We start from the raw sequence: 15,781 nt of genomic DNA, 5'->3' as shown, positions 1-15,781 counted from the left end.
CGCGAGCGCATGCCGTGCTCGCTCTGCGCCGGTTACTTCTCCACGCCGAGCTGCGTGAGCAGGAAGGCGTAGTCGAAGGCGATCTCCTTGAGGAAGTCGTAGCGCCCGGACGAGCCGCCATGGCCCGCGGCCATGTTGATGTTGAAGAGCAGCGGGTTCTTGTCCGTCTTCGTCGCGCGCAGCTTCGCCACCCACTTGGCCGGCTCCCAGTAGCCCACCTGGCTGTCGTTGATGCCCGTCCTCACCAGCATCGTCGGGTAGGCCTTGGCGGTGACGTTCTCGTAGGGGCTGTACTGGCGGATGTACTCGTACTCGTCCTTCACCTGCGGGTTGCCCCACTCCTCGAACTCGCCCACGGTGAGCGGCAGGCTGGTGTCGCTCATGGTGTTGATCACATCCACGAAGGGCACGAGCGCCACCACCGCCTTGAAGAGGTCCGGGCGCATGTTCGTGACGGCGCCCATCAGCAGGCCGCCGGCGCTGCCGCCGATGATGGCCAGGCGCTCCTTGGAGGTGTAGCCCTGGGCGATGAGCGCCTCGGCCACCGAGATGAAGTCGGTGAAGGTGTTCATCTTGTTCTTCATCCGGCCCGCGTCGTGCCAGGGCTTGCCCATGTCTCCGCCGCCGCGGATGTGCGCGATGGCCACCGTCATGCCGCGATCCAGCAGCGACAGCTGGCCGGAGTCGAAGTACGTCGAGGAGGGGTAGCCATAGGAGCCATAGCCCTTGAGCAGCAGCGGCGCGCTGCCGTCCTTCTTCATCCCCTTGCGGTACACGAGGCTCACGGGCACCTGCACGCCGTCCTTGGCCGGCACCAGCAGCCGCTCGGTCTCGTAGCGAGACGGATCATAGCCACCCAGCACCGGCTGCTGCTTGAGCAGCTTCCGCTCCCGGCTGACCAGGTCGTAGTCGAAGACGGAGAAGGGCGTGATGAAGGACGTGTACTGGAAGCGCAGCTGGGTGGTGTCGAACTCGGTGTTCGCGCTGGCGAACACCGTGTAGACCTGCTCGGGGAAGGTGATGCGGTGGCTGTCGCGCGTCTTCAGGTTCGTGACGACGAGCTGCTGCAGGCCGTTGTCGCGCTCGAAGACGACCAGGTGGTTCTTGAAGAGGACGATGGACTCGAGCATCACCTGCTGCCGGTGAGCGATGAGCTCCTTCCAGTTCTTCTGGCCCGGAGCCTTCACCGGCGCGGTGACGAGGCGGTAGTTGCGGCCCCCCGAGTTGGTGACGATGTAGAAGAGCTCTCCATGGTGGTCCACGCTGTACTCGTGGTCCTGCTTCCGAGGCTCCACCAGCTGGAGCGCCGCCGTGGGCTTGCCGGCGGGGAGGACGCGCACCTCGCTCGTCGTCGCGCTCTGGGAGTCGAAGAGGATGTAGTCCTTGGAGAGGGTGCGGCTGACGCGGACCGTGAAGCGCTCGTCCTTCTCCTCGTAGACGAGCGTGTCGCTCTTGCCGTCGGTCCCCACCGTGTGCCGCCACACGCGGTAGGGGCGCTTGGCGGAGTCCTCGGTGACGTAGAAGAAGGTCTTGTTGTCGGCGGCCCAGGCGGCGTTGTAGCCGACCGTCTTCTCGATCTGCTCGGGGCCGAGCTTCCCGGTGCGCAGATCCTTCACGTAGAGGGTGAACTGGCGGTAGCCCGTGGTGTCCACGGCGTAGGCCAGCAGGTTGCCGTCATCGCTCACCTGGAAGGTGCCCACGCGGTAGAACTTGTGGCCCTCGGCGAGCGCGTTGACGTCGAGCAGCACCTCCTCCGGCGCGTCCAGGCTGCCCTTCTTCCGGCAGTAGAAGGGGTACTGCTTCCCCTCCTCGGTGCGGGTGTAATAGTAGAAGTCGCCCTGGCGGTAGGGCACCTCGAGGTCCGTCTGCTTGATGCGCCCGAGCATCTCCTCGTAGAGCTTCTTCTGCAGGGCCTCGGTGGGCTTCATCACCTGGGCGGTGTAGGCGGCCTCCGCCTCCAGGTAGGCGCGGACCTCGGCGTTCTCCTTCTCTCGCAGCCAGAAGTAGTCGTCCTGGCGGGTGTCCCCGTGGAGCGTGACGGGGTGCGGCACGCGCCTGGCCACGGGCGGCGTGGGCTGCGCGGGGGCGGGCGCCGCGGCGGCGGGAGCAGGCGCGGCGGCCTCCGGCGTGGGAGTCGGCGGGGGAGGCGTGGCGCAGGCCGCGAGGAGCGCGACCAAGAGGAGGCGGGAGAGGCGCATGGGCAAAGGAGGAGTGAGAGGAGAAGGCCCCGATTTCAGAGGCCGGGCAGGAGTTAGCCCAAGGCTGGGGCTTTGAGAAGAGCCGGGCTGTCCATGGCCGGGTCATGCTCCCAGCCAGCGAAAGGCCCGGTGGAGCTCCCGCTCGCCATCCGCTGGGTACCAGCGGCCATGCGCGAGGATGATGCGCTCGGGCTTCCAGGCGGCCATGCGCCGGTAGCACTCGCGCGCCACCTGCTTGCGACCCGTGAAGGTCATCCGCAGGTCCAGTGGGGCCTTGCCATCGGGATCCACCGCGCCGCTGAGCCGCATGAGCAACTTCGGCAGGCCGCTGACCCGCTGGCGCTCGAAGTTCTCGATCAGATCCGCCAGCAGGAGCGTCCGGCTCTTTCGATGGAGGAAGACGACCTCGTCCATGAAGCGGCTGCCGCGGAACAGAAACTGGTCGACGTCGGCGGCCCAGGCTGGCTCGGGTGCGTCACCCAGATCCGCGTCGAACGTCACGGCGATCCGTTGGGAGGCCGCGCGCTCGCGAACTCCGGGCGAGGCCCAGGCGATCGCCTCGGGATAGGCCGCCTTCCAGGCCGCGATGCTGGCGTAGTGGATCTTGTTCGGCGAGACGAGGTGCCGCACGGGGCCCAGGCGATCGAGCTCTGCCCGGAGGCTGTCGACGAGCGCCGTCGGCGAGTGGAGGAAGAGCTCGCCCGCTCCGAGCCGGACCACGGTCATCCGCGTTGGGAACGGGATGGTTCCGCCATACATCGCCATGCGGACGACGGGCCCATCCACCACCCAGAGGTCCTCGGCGACGGGCTTCAACGTGTTGAGGGGCTCGTACACGAACATAGGGGCTCCTGGGAGGGACGTTACGCGGGGCCACGGCGCACGGGGAGCCTGCTGGCGTGGCCACCGTCCAGAAACTGGAGCCCGTCCGTGCCGCCGCTACAGTGGTGTGTCATGGGACTCGACAAGAGAGAGCTGATGGCTCAGCTCGCCGAACGTCTCCAGCACAGCGACCGGCTCGCCGTCCGTGCCCAGATCGAGGCGCGCGAGGCCGCGCGTTCCCTGGCGACCGAATCCGAGAAGAAGGAAGACGGCAGAGCCGCGATTGAGTACGGCAGCCTGGCCACGGGACAGGCCGCTCGGGCCCGTCGCGTCCAGGAGGAGATCAGCCTGCTCACCGCCTTCCGGGAGGCGGATTTGCCGCGTTTCAACCGGCGTACTCCGGTGGCGCTGGGCGCCATCGTGGATGTGCGCACGGAAGACGACACGGGCTACGACGAGCGCACCTTCTTCCTGCTCCCGGTGGGGGCAGGCACGGAGCTGACCGGCCCCGGCGGTGATGGCTTCCTGTCCGTTATCACTCCCGCCTCACCCGTGGGCCGTGCCCTGATGGGGCGCCGCGCGGGAGAAAGCGTCGACGTGACGCTCGCGGGCGAAGTGCACGAGTGGACCGTGCTCGACGTGGCATGAGGGTCTCTTCGGCGGCCGTGAACGAAGCGGAGCAGGCTAAATCCCTTCAGGTAAGTCGCTTAAGCAGCCTCAGCGGGAGAACAGACGGCTTCTTCGAGGAGCCCGTCTTAGCGGAAGCTGTTGAGGCAGGTTAGGGGTGTCCTCCTTGCGCTACTTCTTGATGAGAGCAGGCAGCTCGAGTCGCCACGCAGGATGCGGTCGTAGGATCGCCCCCGGTTTCGCAGCATTGGCCCTTTCGCTGTTGAGCTTGAGCAGGTACGAGCGCGGCATGTTGAGGGCGTATCCACCTCCCGTCAGGGGCACTGCGCTGTTCGGTGCGGTGCCAACCAGTCCTTGGTTCTGAAAGTCCACGGACAACTTGTGAGCGCGCACGAAGGCGAAACCAATCAGCACCTACTCTGCTCCCGGGATACAGAGCACATCGTGGGTTGACGCAAACCCCTGGCCCTCGTACATCGTCCATGCGACGAGGCACCGGTATTCGACGGCGATCATCGGTTCATGCCCTGGACTCGACACGTCGACTGTGCCGCACGCGTCGAGTTCAAGTGCGTCGACAACTGCCTGAGTAATGATCGTGCGCTGCGCGCCGGTGTCGATAACTGCGTTGTCGGTGGTGAATGCGCGGGTCCCGTTGCGAAACGTAAACTCCTCAACGATCTCGTGGCGAATGGTCATCTCGTGGCCGCTTTTCGTCCGTGAGCTGATCGCTCCTGTTGAGGTCCGCCAGTCTAGTCGTTGGTACCGGGTGGTACCATCGGTGGTACCCGCGCGAGGCACGCCAGCCACTCAGGCACATCCTTGAGCGACAAGTATTAAAGCGGTCTCCTTGGAGAGGTTGCCCATCCTCCCTCTGAGACTGCTCAAGCGACTTACCTGAAGCGGGTTAATGGACTGTCCGCGAACCCCCGAGTGACTAGACGGAGAGTACGGGCCTACGTCTTGGGAACGCAGGTCACGGAGCCCTCGTCTCGGCGCAGGTATTCCCGTTCTGACGGGTCCTCCCGCGCCGGTCGTCCCGCTCTCCCTCGGCACACGGCTCTCCTTCACTCAACCAGTTCGCGGGAACCCCTCACCGGCACGCTCTGGGCGAACTGGTATGGTTGTAGGACCAGTTGGTTCGAGGTGTCGCCCCTCTGCTCGCTCGGCACCCACCCTATGCGCTGATGCTGAACCCGGTTAAGCAGATCGGTTGCAGAACTTCGCACCCGAGGATGTCTGCCGTGCCGGTGATTCGAGGACTTCACTGCTTAGTTCTTCGTGCATCGGCTACTGCGCGAGCACTGGGATGATCTATCAGGCGAATCTCGCGAGACGACTCCGTCAGTGACCAACCAGAAGGAACAATGAAAGGTTGGAGCGCTAGGTATGACAGGACCTGCTGCGGCCAGGAGTGCTTTGGCTTCTTCAGCACGAGGCACACGTCCATCCCACGCGCCATTCTGTCACTCGCGAAACCTAGTAGTTCCCGCACATCTTTGGGCGTTACACGGCACTTATTGAGTGGGTAGCCGTGAAAATCTCCAGCATGGAGACTCTCGACGGGCCCGTTACGCCAAGCAGCATTGATCAGCGCATTCGCAAGCATCCTGCTCGGGTGTTGCTCGATGGCGCTCTTTATTGGCGATGAAAAAAACTGGGGCGCTTGAGCTTTCAAGATGTCAGGGATGTTGGTGAATGTGGAGGGCAGTAACTCCTGTGGGGGGACATGGCTTGGCTTCGATAGCTTCCTTGGCACGGGCAGGTAACTCACGGCCTTGTCCACCAGTGACGCGTAGCCCACTGCATCCGTGCGGAAGATGTCAATCCACTCCGCCATTGCCGCTGATGATTCGATGTTAATCCGCGCCATCTCATCATCGCTTATGCGGCTGACGTCTGGGGAGCGCACCTCGCGCCATATAGGTTTGTTGCGGTCAGCAAGCACCGAGAGGTAGGAGCCCCATCGGAGAGTCACGGCAGCGGCTGCGACTCCCTCTCGGGAAAGGAAGGTTCCAGAAGGTTGATCTTGCGGAGCAGGTTTTGCCCTCAGGTAATTGATAAGCTGGTGGAAGAGGGTGGTCCGTGGAGGCTGAACGATTCGTTCGAGACCATGTGACCCCTCTACTATTCTGCACTCTCCTGCATCAAGCACAAGGTCATCGCTGACGCGGACGCGAAGCTGTTCTAGGGCCATCATATACGAGGAGAATAGCTCACAGCGTGGCTTGTGCCCACGGTGAGTGACCCGACGAACTACACCTCCTTGAACTTCGTCCCTGTGGCTCCGATGTGATCTAGAGCTTCCTTGATCTCCTCGGCGACGATGAGGGCGATGGTCCATCCCCAAGGGCGGAAGACCCTGGCATCCCCCACCTTCGAGGGATCAATTCGCATACCGGCCACGGCTCGGTACTTGCCGGTCTTCTCCGGACGCCCATCCTCGGGAGTCCAATACTCCACCTCCTCGGATGCGGCATCGTCGATGCACATCACCAGACGAGTGACATTCATGAGGCAGAATTGATCCGTCTGTCCATCGATCTCGACAGGGAAGAGCTGGATATCCCCAGGGGCCAATTGCTTCAGGAGCGAAGCGACCCTGGCGTGGACAACAGGAATGGCCCCAGCATCCGCGAGCGAAAAGTCGAGCGGCCTGCCAGGACGATAGAGGGGGACCCGCAGCTGTCCCTGGACTCGAGCGGGTTCTCCCTGCATGAACAGCCACGACCCATGCTCCTGTCCTGCTGAATCGATGGGTGTGCCCAGATGCCAGCGGCCGGCAATGTAAACGTCATCGGAGAGGTCGAAGTACCGCTTCGCCATCGTCGCTTCCTTGAATCATGGGTTCCGCGTCACAAGCTTGTTGAGCCGTGTACCCGGGGTGGAGATCTGCCGTCCCAGTCGTTGGAGTTCGCTCGTCAGTGCCGCTCGGCACTCCAGGATGCTACGGCACTCCAGCGTTGCATCCCTCAAACGTCGGAAGACCTCCTCGTGGTACTCCTGCGGATGAGGTCCCTTGTGGCCCGGAACACGAACCTTGTTGGCTGCATCGTCCAGTGACATTCCGGCCTTGTCGAAGAGTGCCTGATACCTGGGCGTCCACGGCCCTCCGTTGTTTGTCGACGTGCTGAACTTGTCAGAGGCGATGTGGTGCCAGGGGCCTTCTGCATCCACCGGCCCTGATGCCGCACCGCTCAAGCCTTCCGCCGTTGAAGCGACCGCGTTGGGCGCAAGAGCGATGGTGACTGCATCAGCAGTCACGGCTACTGCTTCCACCTGCGCTACCTCAGTCAGCTGGACTCCCACCCGCGCCGCGCCCGCCGCTGACGCTTGAGCCGAGCCGGGCAGGGTGGGCACCTTGGCTGAGAAGCTGGCTGCCGTCTGGCCGATGGCAGCCGTGAGCAGCAGGGCGAATGCCCTCGCCGCATTCTTCCCCATCACTTTGCCATACTTCTTCCCGGCCTCGCGGATCGCAGCGAACGAGGTGGCGTGATCCACCTCCTCCACCAGCCGCCTCCAACCCTGGATGAGCGTCCAGAACGTGTCCACTCCGATGTAGCAGACGAAGCTGGCCGTGAGGACCGCCGCGAGCCCCTTGGAGAACACCGGCTCGGGTGCCAGCCACATCGCCGCGTAGATCGCCATGGTCCAGTAGAGTGACGCCTTGATCGCCTCAGGATCGGCCATGTCCTTGAAGGACTGCATCATCTCGGGAACGATCTCTTCGATAGCGAAGGACATGCCGAGGGCATAGCGGCCATCCCCGGTGAGGACGGGGCTGTTCATCAGCGCCTTCCGGCAATCGCCCGGTTTCCCGAGTGCCTCGCAGAACCGCAGGTACTCCTGCGTCACTCGTGCAGCCACCTCGGCCCACTGCGAAGCCGAGAGCGGCTCGTCCAGAGGAACAACACCTTCACGCGGGGTGTAGCGGTACCAGCCGCTGCGAGGGGGAACCTCGAACAACTCTCGCGCGGCTTTCTCGGGGTTGAACGAGGGCCTCTGCCGCCGGACCTCCTTCACCATTGCCTGGGTGAACTCTTCCTCCCCCAGAACCACTGGACTGGCATCGTCCGTGCGGGGGATGTGGGTGAAGGGCTCGCCCTGGCCCGTGTCGAGGCGCACCACGCGCGTGCCGCTGCAAGCGGTGGCCAGTGCCCAGAGGAGAACCACGACGGACAGATGACGCGGAGACATGAGACATCCTCTCAGAGTCCCCGAGGCTCCAGGGCTTCAAGGCGCCACGGAGATCTCCACGCTCCCCAGCCCGTCCACGGTGAGCCGGACCTGATCCGCCGGCTTCATCATGTGCGCGGCGGTGGCCGCTCCCGCCAGCACGATGCTCCCCGCCGGCAGTGACTCACCGCGTTGAGCCAGCAGCTCGCACAGCTGCACCACCGACAGCACCGGGTCTCCCGAGATGGCGTTGGACAGCGCCGACTGCACCTGCGTGCCGTTCACCTCCATCGACATCTGGAGCCGCCCCAGGTCCAGCTCGCGCGGCGGACGCTCGGTGGTGCCCAGCACGAACATGGACGAGGACGAGTTATCCGCCACCACGTCCGGCAGCGAGAAGTATTTGAAGTCCAGGTAGCGCGAGTCGAGGATCTCCATCGCCGCCATCGCGCTGGAGCATGCGTCCAGCGCCTCCTCCCGCGTAATCCGCCCGCGCAGCTCGCGTGAGGTGCGGAAGGCGATCTCCGGCTCGATCTTCGGGTGGATGAAGCCCTGCAGCCGGAAGATACCTCCCGCCTGCACCTGCATCCGGTCCGTGAGCACCCCGTACACCGGCGAGTCCAGGTTCATCTGCTTGCGCTTGGCCTCGGACGTCAGCCCCATCTTCAGGCCCACTACGCGCTCGCCCCGCGCCAGGCGCAGCCGGATGCCCTCCGCCTGGATGGAGTAGGCGTCCGGTAGCGGCAGGTCGGCGTGCGTCCGTGTGAGCGGGGGCACCTCCCGGGCCTCCAGCCGTGCCTGGTCCAGCTGCCGCGCCAGCTCCTGATGATTCCGTTCCGTCATCGCCATGTGCTTGCTCCCCGCGAGCCAGGGCGGGCGAGCTTCGGAGGCCCCCCACCACCAGCGCAAGCAGCTTCTGCTTCCTATGTGAAATCCAGAGCGGCGGAGCCGTGACCCGACGCTTGCCCCCGTGCTATTCCGGCGCTCGTCTGCCAGAGGAGGTATCCGCCGTGCTGAAGGTCCTCAACTACATCGGTGGGGAGCTGGTGGAGCCCAACGCCCACAAGTGGCTGGACAAGCCCGAGCCCGCCACCGCCGAGGTCTACGCCCACGTCCCCGACTCGGACGAGACCGATCTCTGGCGCGCCGTCGAGGCCGCCTCGCGCGCCTTCCCTGCCTGGGCCGCCACCCCCGCCGCCGATCGCTCGCGCCTGCTGCGCCGCATCGCGGACACCATCCGCGCCCGTCTGAACGACTTCGCCCGCGCCGAATCCGTCGACACCGGCAAGCCGCTCTCGGTGGCCTCCACCGTCGACATCCCGCGCAGCATCCTCAACTTCGAGTTCTTCGCGGACGCCGCCACCCAGTTCTCCAGCGAGGCCCACGCCACCGACTCCGTGGCGCTCAACTACACCCTGCGCTCGCCGCTGGGCGTCGTCGGGTGCATCTCGCCGTGGAACCTGCCGCTCTACCTGTTCACCTGGAAGATCGCTCCCGCGCTCGCCATCGGGAACTGCGTGGTGGCCAAGCCCTCCGAAGTCACCCCCATGACGGCCTTCCTGCTCTCGCAGGTGTGTCGCGAGGTGGGGCTGCCTCCCGGCGTGCTCAACGTCGTCCACGGGCTGGGCCCCAAGGTCGGCGCCGCCATGAGCCGCCACCCGGAAGTCCGCGCCATCTCCTTCACCGGCAGCACCCGCGTCGGCGCCGAGATCGCCCGCACCGCCTCGCCCCTCTTCAAGAAGATCTCCCTGGAGATGGGCGGCAAGAACCCCAACGTCATCTTCGCCGACTGCGACTTCGACGAGGCGCTCGCCACCACCATGCGCTCGTCCTTCGCCAACCAGGGGCAGATCTGTCTCTGCGGCCCGCGCATCTTCGTCCAGGCCCCCATCTACGAGCGCTTCAAGGAGGCGCTGGTGGCTCGCACGCGCGCCCTCAAGGTCGGCGATCCCCTCGAGCCGAGCACCGACCAGGGCGCGCTCGTCTCCCAGCAGCACTTCGACAAGGTGCTGAGCTACATCGAGCTCTCCCGCAAGGAGGGCGGCCGCGTCCTCACCGGTGGCGCTCGCGCGAAGCTCGAGGGCCGGTGCCGCAACGGCTGGTTCGTGGAGCCCACCCTCGTGGAGGGGCTCGGGCCCGAGTGCCGCACCAACCAGGAGGAGATCTTCGGTCCGGTGGCCACCCTCACTCCCTTCGAGAAGGAGGAGGAGGTGCTCGCCTGGGCCAACTCCACCAACTACGGCCTGGCCGCCACCGTCTGGACCAAGGACCTCAGCCGCGCCCACCGCTTCGCCGCCCGGCTGCACAGCGGCATCGTGTGGATCAACTGCTGGATGCTGAGGGATCTGCGTACGCCGTTTGGCGGCGTGAAGGACTCGGGCGTGGGCCGCGAGGGCGGCCACGAGGTGCTGCGCTTCTTCACCGAGCCCAAGAACGTGTGCGTGAAGCTATGAGCCAGGAAGAGCGGATCGAGTCGAAGCGGGCCCCCGAGCCGGTGGGCCTCTATCCCCATGCCCGACGCGTGGGCAACCTCCTGTTCCTCTCGGGCGTGGGCCCGCGCGAGCGCGGCTCCAAGAAGATCCCCGGCGTGGAGCTGGATGCCCAGGGCAACATCGTCTCCTATGACATCGAGGCGCAGTGCCACTCGGTGTTCCGCAACGTGCGGTACATCCTCGAGGAGGCGGGCTCGTCCTGGGACAGGCTGGTGGACGTCACCGTCTACCTCACCAACATGAAGGCGGACTTCCCCCGCTACAACCAGCTCTGGGCGGAGTACTTCAAGGAGAACCCGCCCTGCCGCACCACGCTGGAGATCAACGCGCTGCCCACGCCGATCGCCATCGAACTCAAGTGCATCGCCACCATCGGAGACTGAGCCATGGCCTTGATGCCGCCCTTCAACTTCAAGAAGTGGATCGACGAGCACCGCCACCTGCTCAAGCCCCCCGTGGGCAACCAGCTGGTGTGGAAGGACCAGGAGTTCATCGTCATGGTCGTGGGCGGGCCCAACTCGCGCACCGACTTCCACATCGACGAGAGCGAGGAGTTCTTCTACCAGCTCGAGGGCGACATCAACCTGCGCATCATCGAGGACGGCAAGCCGCGGGACTTGCCCATCCGCGAGGGCGACATCTTCCTGCTGCCGCCGAAGGTGCCGCACTCCCCGCAGCGGCCCGCGGGCACGGTGGGCCTGGTCATCGAGCGGCGACGCCAGGGCCACGAGCTGGACGGCTTCGCCTGGTTCTGCCCCCGCTGTGACTCCAAGCTGTACGAGGAGTACCTCCACGTCTCCAACATCGTCACGCAGCTGCCGCCCGTGTTCGACCGCTTCTACAGCGACCCCGCGCACTGCACCTGCAAGCAGTGCGGCTTCCAGATGACCCGGAGCGGGGGCAAGTGAAGATCGACATCCACACGCACCTGCTCCCGGCCGAGCTGCCACGCTTCGCCGAGCGCTATGGCTATGGCGGCTTCATCACCCTGGAGCACCACGCCCCCTGCCGCGCCCGCATGCTGCGAGACGACGGGAAGTTCTTCCGGGAGATCGAGAGCAACTGCTGGGACCCCGCTCAGCGCCTCAAGGAGTGCGACGCGGCGGGAGTCTCCGTCCAGGTGCTCTCCACCGTGCCGGTGATGTTCAGCTACTGGGCGAAGCCCGAGCACGGGCTGGACCTGTCCCGCTTCCTCAACGACCACGTGGCCTCGGTGGTGCGCACCAGCCCCCGGCGCTTCGCCGGCCTGGGCACCGTGCCCCTTCAGAGCGTCGACCTGGCCATCCGCGAGCTGGAGCGCTGCGTGCGCGAGCTGGGGCTGCCCGGCGTGCAGATCGGCTCGCACGTCAACGGCACCAACCTGGGAGACCCGGCGCTCTTCCCGTTCTTCCAGGCGGCGGCCGAGCTGGGCGCGGCGGTGTTCGTCCACCCCTGGGACATGCTCGGCGGGGCGCGGCTGGAGAAGTACTGGATGCCCTGGCTGGTGGGCATGCCCGCCGAGGTGGCCATCGCCATCTCCACCCTCATCTTCTCCGGCACGCTGGAGCGCCTGCCCCGGCTGCGGCTCGCCTTCGCCCATGGCGGCGGCGCCTTCCCCGGGACGGTCGGCCGCATCCAGCACGGCTTCGACGCCCGGCCGGACCTGGTCGCCGTGGACAACAAGGTGCCGCCGCGCGACTACCTGGGACGCTTCTGGGTGGACTCGCTCGTCCATGACGCGGAGACGCTGCGCTTCATCGTCAAGCTGTTCGGCTCGGAGAAGGTGGCGCTCGGCAGCGACTACCCCTTCCCCCTGGGCGAGGACCGCCCTGGCACGCTGATCGAATCCCTGTCGGACGTGGAACCTTCCATCCGCGAGCGGCTCTTGTGGCGCAACGCGCTCGAGTGGCTCGGGCGCTCGCGAGAGGACTTCGCCTCATGATGAAACACGGCTCGGTGCACTTCGAGGAGGGCGAGGCCTTCGCCCGACGCATGGATGGCGAGGACTCCCTGCGCCACTTCCGCGACGAGTTCCTCTTCCCCCGAGGCAAGGACGGCGAGCCCGTCATCTACCTCGTGGGCAACTCGCTCGGACTGCAGCCTCGCAAGGCGAAGCAGTACGTCCTGGAGGAGCTGGAGGACTGGGAGCGCCTGGGTGTGGAGGGCCACTTCCACGCCCGCAACCCGTGGCTGCCCTACCACGAGACGTTGACCGCCCAGACGGCGCGCCTGGTGGGCGCCCAGCCGCTCGAGGTGGTGGTGATGAACACCCTCTCGGTGAACCTTCACCTGATGATGGTGTCCTTCTACCGGCCCACCCGCGAGCGCTTCCGCATCCTCATCGAGGGCGGTGCCTTCCCCTCGGACCAGTACGCGGTGGCCTCGCAGGCGCGCTTCCATGGCTTCGATCCGAAGGAGGCCATCCTCCGCCTCGAGCCGCGCTTCGGCGAGGACACCCTGCGCCTGGAGGACATCCTCGACACCATCGATCGACGCGGGTCCGAGATCTCCCTCGTGCTGCTGGGCAACGTGAACTACCTCACCGGCCAGGCCTTCGACATGAAGGCCATCTCCCGCGCCGCTCACGAGCGGGGCTGCCGGGTGGGGTTCGACCTGGCGCACGGCGCCGGCAACCTGCGGCTGTCGCTGCATGACGACGGGCCGGACTTCGCCGTGTGGTGCTCGTACAAGTACCTCAACGGCGGCCCGGGCACGCTGGGCGGCGTCTTCGTCCACGAGCGCCACGCCCACATGCCCGGCATCCCCCGCTTCGAGGGCTGGTGGGGCCACGACAAGGCCACGCGCTTCGAGATGGGCTCCAACTTCGTCCCGCTCCCGGGCGCGGAGGGCTGGCAGCTCTCCAACCCGCCCATCCTCCAGCTCGCGGCGCTGCGCGCGTCCATGGAGCTGTTCGATCAGGCCACCATGCCGGCGCTGCGCCTCAAGGGCGATCTGCTCACCAGCTACCTGGAGTTCCTGCTCGATCGACTGCCCCCAGGCATCGTCGAGATCGTCACGCCTCGGGACATGAAGGAGCGGGGCTCGCAGTTGTCCCTTCGCTTCCGCAAGGAGCCACGGCGCCTGCTCGCGAAGCTGGGGGAGGCGGGCGTCTTCTGCGACTTCCGCGAGCCGGACGTCATCCGCGCCGCGCCCGCGCCGCTGTACTGCAGCTTCCTCGACGTATACCGCTTCGTGAGGATCCTCGAGAGCCATGCGCGAGATTGATCGGACCCAGCCCGTCACCCTGGCCGGAGCGGGCCTCGTGGGCTCGCTCATGGCCATGTTCCTGGCCCGGCGTGGCTTCCAGGTGGAGGTGCTCGAGCGGCGGCCGGACATGCGGCGAGAGACCGTGGAGGCCGGGCGCTCCATCAACCTGGCCATCTCCACCCGAGGGCTGCATGCGCTCCGGCAGGTGGGGCTGGAGGAGGAGGCGCGGCGGCACGCCATCCCCATGCGCGGGCGGATGATCCACCCGCTGTCCGGAGAGCTGACGCTCCAGCCCTACGGCAAGGACGACTCGCAGCACATCAACAGCATCTCTCGCGCGTGGCTCAACAAGTTCCTCATGACGCACGCGGAAGCCACGGGCCGCGTGCGCATCCGCTTCAAGCAGCGCATCCAGCACGTGGACTTCGAGTCGGGCCTCCTCGCCGTCCACGACGACGCGAGCGGCGCCACCCGCGAGGAGCGCGCCCCGGTGCTGCTGGGCGCGGACGGCTCGGGCTCGGCGGTGCGCCAGGAGATGATGAAGCTGCCGGGCCACTCCTCCACCCAGGAGCTGCTGAGCCACGGCTACAAGGAACTCACCATCCCCGCGGGTCCGGGCGGCACCTTCCGCATGGAGAAGCACGCGCTGCACATCTGGCCGCGCGGCTCGTTCATGCTCATCGCCCTGCCCAACGAGGACGGCAGCTTCACCTGCACGCTCTTCCTGCCCTTCGAGGGGCCGGTGAGCTTCGCGACCCTGGACTCGCCCGGAAAGCTCACGGCGTTCTTCACAGAACAGTTCCCGGACGCCCTGGAGCTCATCCCCGAGCTCACCCACGACTTCTTCAAGAACCCGACGGGTTCCATGGTCACCGTGAAGAGCACGCCCTGGCACGTAGGAAGTCGCGCCCTGGTGCTGGGGGATGCGGCCCACGCCATCGTCCCCTTCTTCGGGCAGGGGATGAACTGCGGCTTCGAGGACTGCGTGGTGCTCGACGGGCTCCTGGCCCGGCACTCCCGCTGGGAAGAGGCCTTCTCCGAGTTCTTCCGTGCGCGCAAACCCAACGCGGACGCCATCGCCGACATGGCCGTGGAGAACTTCATCGAGATGCGCGACAGCACCGCCAGTCCGCGCTTCCTGCTGGAGAAGCAGGTGGAGAAGTTGTTGCTCAACGCTTTCCCGGGGCAGTTCCTCAGCCGCTATACTCTCGTGAGCTTCAGCCGTGTGCCGTATCGCCTGGCTTACGAAGTGGGCAGCATCGCCGGGAGCATCGTCACTGAACTGACCGGGGGGATTTCCCGCGCGGAGGATGTGGATCTCGAGCGCGCCGCCCGGCTCGTCCGCGAGCGGCTCGCTCCATTCCTGGAGGAGCACGCAGATGGATTTAGGACTGAAGGGTAGAAGGGCCCTGGTACTGGGGGCCTCGGCGGGGCTCGGCTTCGCCGTCGCCTCGGAGCTGGTTCGCGAGGGTGCGCGCGTGGCGATCTGCTCCCGCAGCGAGGAGCGCATCCGCGCCGCCGCGGCGAACATGGGCGCCGCCCTGGGCGTGGCCGCGAACCTGGCCATGCCGGGCTCGACGAAGGTGGTCATCGACCAGGTGAGGGAGGCGCTCGGGGGCCTGGAGGTGCTGGTGATCAACACGGGTGGCCCGCCGAAGGGTGGGGTGATGGACCTCACCGATGTGCAGTGGCAGGCGAACTTCCAGAGCCTGTGGATGGGGGCGGTGGAGGGCATCCGCTCGGCGGCGCCGATCATGCGGGAAGGGAAGTGGGGCCGGATCGTCCTCATCACGTCCGTGTCGGCCCGGGAGACCATCCCGGGGATGACGATCTCCAGCAGCCTGCGGACGGGGCTGCTGGGGCTCACGAAGTCGGCCAGCAATGAGCTGGCGGCGGACGGCATCACCGTCAATGCCGTGCTGCCCGGCTTCCACGCCACCGAGCGTCTGGCGGAGCTGGGCTTCACCGAGGAGAAGCTCGCGCCGCAGCTCCCGGCGCGGCGGCTCGGGCGCCCGGAGGAGCTGGGCGCCCTGGTGACGTTCCTGGCCTCGGATCGCGCGGGCTACATCACCGGCCAGTCCATCGTGATCGATGGCGGCTGGATGCGGGGCTTCTGATCAGAGGTTGATGCGAAGGCCCCCGCCCACCTGGAACGTGGGGGCGGGCAGTAGCGGCCGACCGTCCTCGGTCTGGAAGGGTGGAGAGTCCATGGCGAAGCGGAACTCGCCGCCCTTCTCGCCGTAGTTGACGGAGGCATAGGCCTCCACGCTCAGGTACGAG

At 66.3% G+C, this 15,781-nt stretch carries 15 protein-coding genes; 8 read left to right on the top strand and 7 right to left on the bottom strand.

Going from position 1 to position 15,781, the window contains the following annotated elements:
- Window positions 1-32: 32 nt before the first annotated feature.
- Complete coding sequence (locus tag KY572_RS43620) at window positions 33-2,198, bottom strand: S9 family peptidase (RefSeq protein ID WP_224249709.1); 2,166 nt, start codon at window positions 2,196-2,198, stop codon at window positions 33-35.
- A gap of 102 nt (window positions 2,199-2,300) precedes the next feature.
- Window positions 2,301-3,041 carry a DUF4336 domain-containing protein gene (locus tag KY572_RS43615; protein ID WP_224249708.1) on the bottom strand — a complete coding sequence of 247 codons (741 nt, stop codon included), beginning with the start codon at window positions 3,039-3,041 and terminating at the stop codon, window positions 2,301-2,303.
- A gap of 111 nt (window positions 3,042-3,152) precedes the next feature.
- Here KY572_RS43615 and KY572_RS43610 point away from each other — a divergent pair, with 111 nt between their 5' ends.
- On the top strand, window positions 3,153-3,668 hold the full coding sequence (locus tag KY572_RS43610) for a GreA/GreB family elongation factor (protein ID WP_224249707.1): 516 nt from the start codon (window positions 3,153-3,155) through the stop codon (window positions 3,666-3,668).
- 393 nt (window positions 3,669-4,061) lie between these two features.
- On the opposite strand, the gene KY572_RS43605 is transcribed toward KY572_RS43610, so the two are convergent.
- The 5 genes from KY572_RS43605 to KY572_RS43585 all read right to left on the bottom strand — a co-directional run bounded on the left by KY572_RS43605 (window position 4,062) and on the right by KY572_RS43585 (window position 8,666).
- On the bottom strand, window positions 4,062-4,346 hold the full coding sequence (locus tag KY572_RS43605) for a hypothetical protein (RefSeq protein WP_224249706.1): 285 nt from the start codon (window positions 4,344-4,346) through the stop codon (window positions 4,062-4,064).
- A 565-nt stretch (window positions 4,347-4,911) separates the two neighbouring features.
- Entirely contained in the window at window positions 4,912-5,847 is a 936-nt protein-coding gene (locus KY572_RS43600; protein WP_224249705.1) for a hypothetical protein, read from the bottom strand.
- Window positions 5,848-5,903: 56 nt separating this feature from the next.
- Complete coding sequence (locus KY572_RS43595; protein ID WP_224249704.1) at window positions 5,904-6,473, bottom strand: imm11 family protein; 570 nt, start codon at window positions 6,471-6,473, stop codon at window positions 5,904-5,906.
- A gap of 15 nt (window positions 6,474-6,488) precedes the next feature.
- A complete protein-coding gene (locus KY572_RS43590) occupies window positions 6,489-7,844 on the bottom strand; it encodes an AHH domain-containing protein (RefSeq protein ID WP_224249703.1) in 1,356 nt (451 codons plus the stop codon).
- Between the two features lie 36 nt (window positions 7,845-7,880).
- Complete coding sequence (locus KY572_RS43585) at window positions 7,881-8,666, bottom strand: 2-keto-4-pentenoate hydratase (RefSeq protein ID WP_317987981.1); 786 nt, start codon at window positions 8,664-8,666, stop codon at window positions 7,881-7,883.
- 167 nt (window positions 8,667-8,833) lie between these two features.
- Here KY572_RS43585 and KY572_RS43580 point away from each other — a divergent pair, with 167 nt between their 5' ends.
- Genes KY572_RS43580 through KY572_RS43550 form a run of 7 tightly spaced genes read left to right on the top strand, consistent with a single transcriptional unit; the run spans window position 8,834 to window position 15,618 of the window.
- Entirely contained in the window at window positions 8,834-10,276 is a 1,443-nt protein-coding gene (locus KY572_RS43580; RefSeq protein ID WP_224249701.1) for an aldehyde dehydrogenase, read from the top strand.
- Complete coding sequence (locus tag KY572_RS43575) at window positions 10,273-10,698, top strand: RidA family protein (protein ID WP_224249700.1); 426 nt, start codon at window positions 10,273-10,275, stop codon at window positions 10,696-10,698. Before KY572_RS43580 ends, KY572_RS43575 begins: the two co-directional genes overlap by 4 nt.
- A gap of 3 nt (window positions 10,699-10,701) precedes the next feature.
- Entirely contained in the window at window positions 10,702-11,223 is a 522-nt protein-coding gene (nbaC, locus tag KY572_RS43570) for a 3-hydroxyanthranilate 3,4-dioxygenase (protein WP_224249699.1), read from the top strand.
- Complete coding sequence (locus KY572_RS43565) at window positions 11,220-12,236, top strand: amidohydrolase family protein (RefSeq protein WP_224249698.1); 1,017 nt, start codon at window positions 11,220-11,222, stop codon at window positions 12,234-12,236. Before nbaC ends, KY572_RS43565 begins: the two co-directional genes overlap by 4 nt.
- Complete coding sequence (gene kynU, locus KY572_RS43560; protein ID WP_224249773.1) at window positions 12,236-13,519, top strand: kynureninase; 1,284 nt, start codon at window positions 12,236-12,238, stop codon at window positions 13,517-13,519. The genes KY572_RS43565 and kynU overlap by 1 nt, the downstream gene beginning before the upstream one ends.
- Window positions 13,506-14,903, top strand: a complete 1,398-nt coding sequence (locus tag KY572_RS43555) for an FAD-dependent oxidoreductase (RefSeq protein ID WP_224249697.1) — start codon at window positions 13,506-13,508, stop codon at window positions 14,901-14,903. The genes kynU and KY572_RS43555 overlap by 14 nt, the downstream gene beginning before the upstream one ends.
- Entirely contained in the window at window positions 14,881-15,618 is a 738-nt protein-coding gene (locus KY572_RS43550) for an SDR family oxidoreductase (RefSeq protein ID WP_224249696.1), read from the top strand. The genes KY572_RS43555 and KY572_RS43550 overlap by 23 nt, the downstream gene beginning before the upstream one ends.
- Window positions 15,619-15,781: the final 163 nt, after the last annotated feature.

It is taken from the genome of Hyalangium gracile (genome assembly GCF_020103725.1).
Classification (GTDB): domain Bacteria; phylum Myxococcota; class Myxococcia; order Myxococcales; family Myxococcaceae; genus Hyalangium; species Hyalangium gracile.
Note: the sequence above shows the minus strand (reverse complement) of the source record. Positions and strands in the feature narration are given on the sequence as shown.

Coding starts and splice junctions, on each gene's coding strand:
- KY572_RS43620 (WP_224249709.1), bottom strand. CDS start 2,198: ATGCGCCTCTCCCGCCTCCTCTTGGTCGCGCTCCTCGCGGCCTGCGCC.
- KY572_RS43615 (WP_224249708.1), bottom strand. CDS start 3,041: ATGTTCGTGTACGAGCCCCTCAACACGTTGAAGCCCGTCGCCGAGGAC.
- KY572_RS43610 (WP_224249707.1), top strand. CDS start 3,153: ATGGGACTCGACAAGAGAGAGCTGATGGCTCAGCTCGCCGAACGTCTC.
- KY572_RS43605 (WP_224249706.1), bottom strand. CDS start 4,346: ATGACCATTCGCCACGAGATCGTTGAGGAGTTTACGTTTCGCAACGGG.
- KY572_RS43600 (WP_224249705.1), bottom strand. CDS start 5,847: ATGATGGCCCTAGAACAGCTTCGCGTCCGCGTCAGCGATGACCTTGTG.
- KY572_RS43595 (WP_224249704.1), bottom strand. CDS start 6,473: ATGGCGAAGCGGTACTTCGACCTCTCCGATGACGTTTACATTGCCGGC.
- KY572_RS43590 (WP_224249703.1), bottom strand. CDS start 7,844: ATGTCTCCGCGTCATCTGTCCGTCGTGGTTCTCCTCTGGGCACTGGCC.
- KY572_RS43585 (WP_317987981.1), bottom strand. CDS start 8,666: ATGACGGAACGGAATCATCAGGAGCTGGCGCGGCAGCTGGACCAGGCA.
- KY572_RS43575 (WP_224249700.1), top strand. CDS start 10,273: ATGAGCCAGGAAGAGCGGATCGAGTCGAAGCGGGCCCCCGAGCCGGTG.
- nbaC (WP_224249699.1), top strand. CDS start 10,702: ATGGCCTTGATGCCGCCCTTCAACTTCAAGAAGTGGATCGACGAGCAC.
- kynU (WP_224249773.1), top strand. CDS start 12,236: ATGAAACACGGCTCGGTGCACTTCGAGGAGGGCGAGGCCTTCGCCCGA.
- KY572_RS43555 (WP_224249697.1), top strand. CDS start 13,506: ATGCGCGAGATTGATCGGACCCAGCCCGTCACCCTGGCCGGAGCGGGC.
- KY572_RS43550 (WP_224249696.1), top strand. CDS start 14,881: ATGGATTTAGGACTGAAGGGTAGAAGGGCCCTGGTACTGGGGGCCTCG.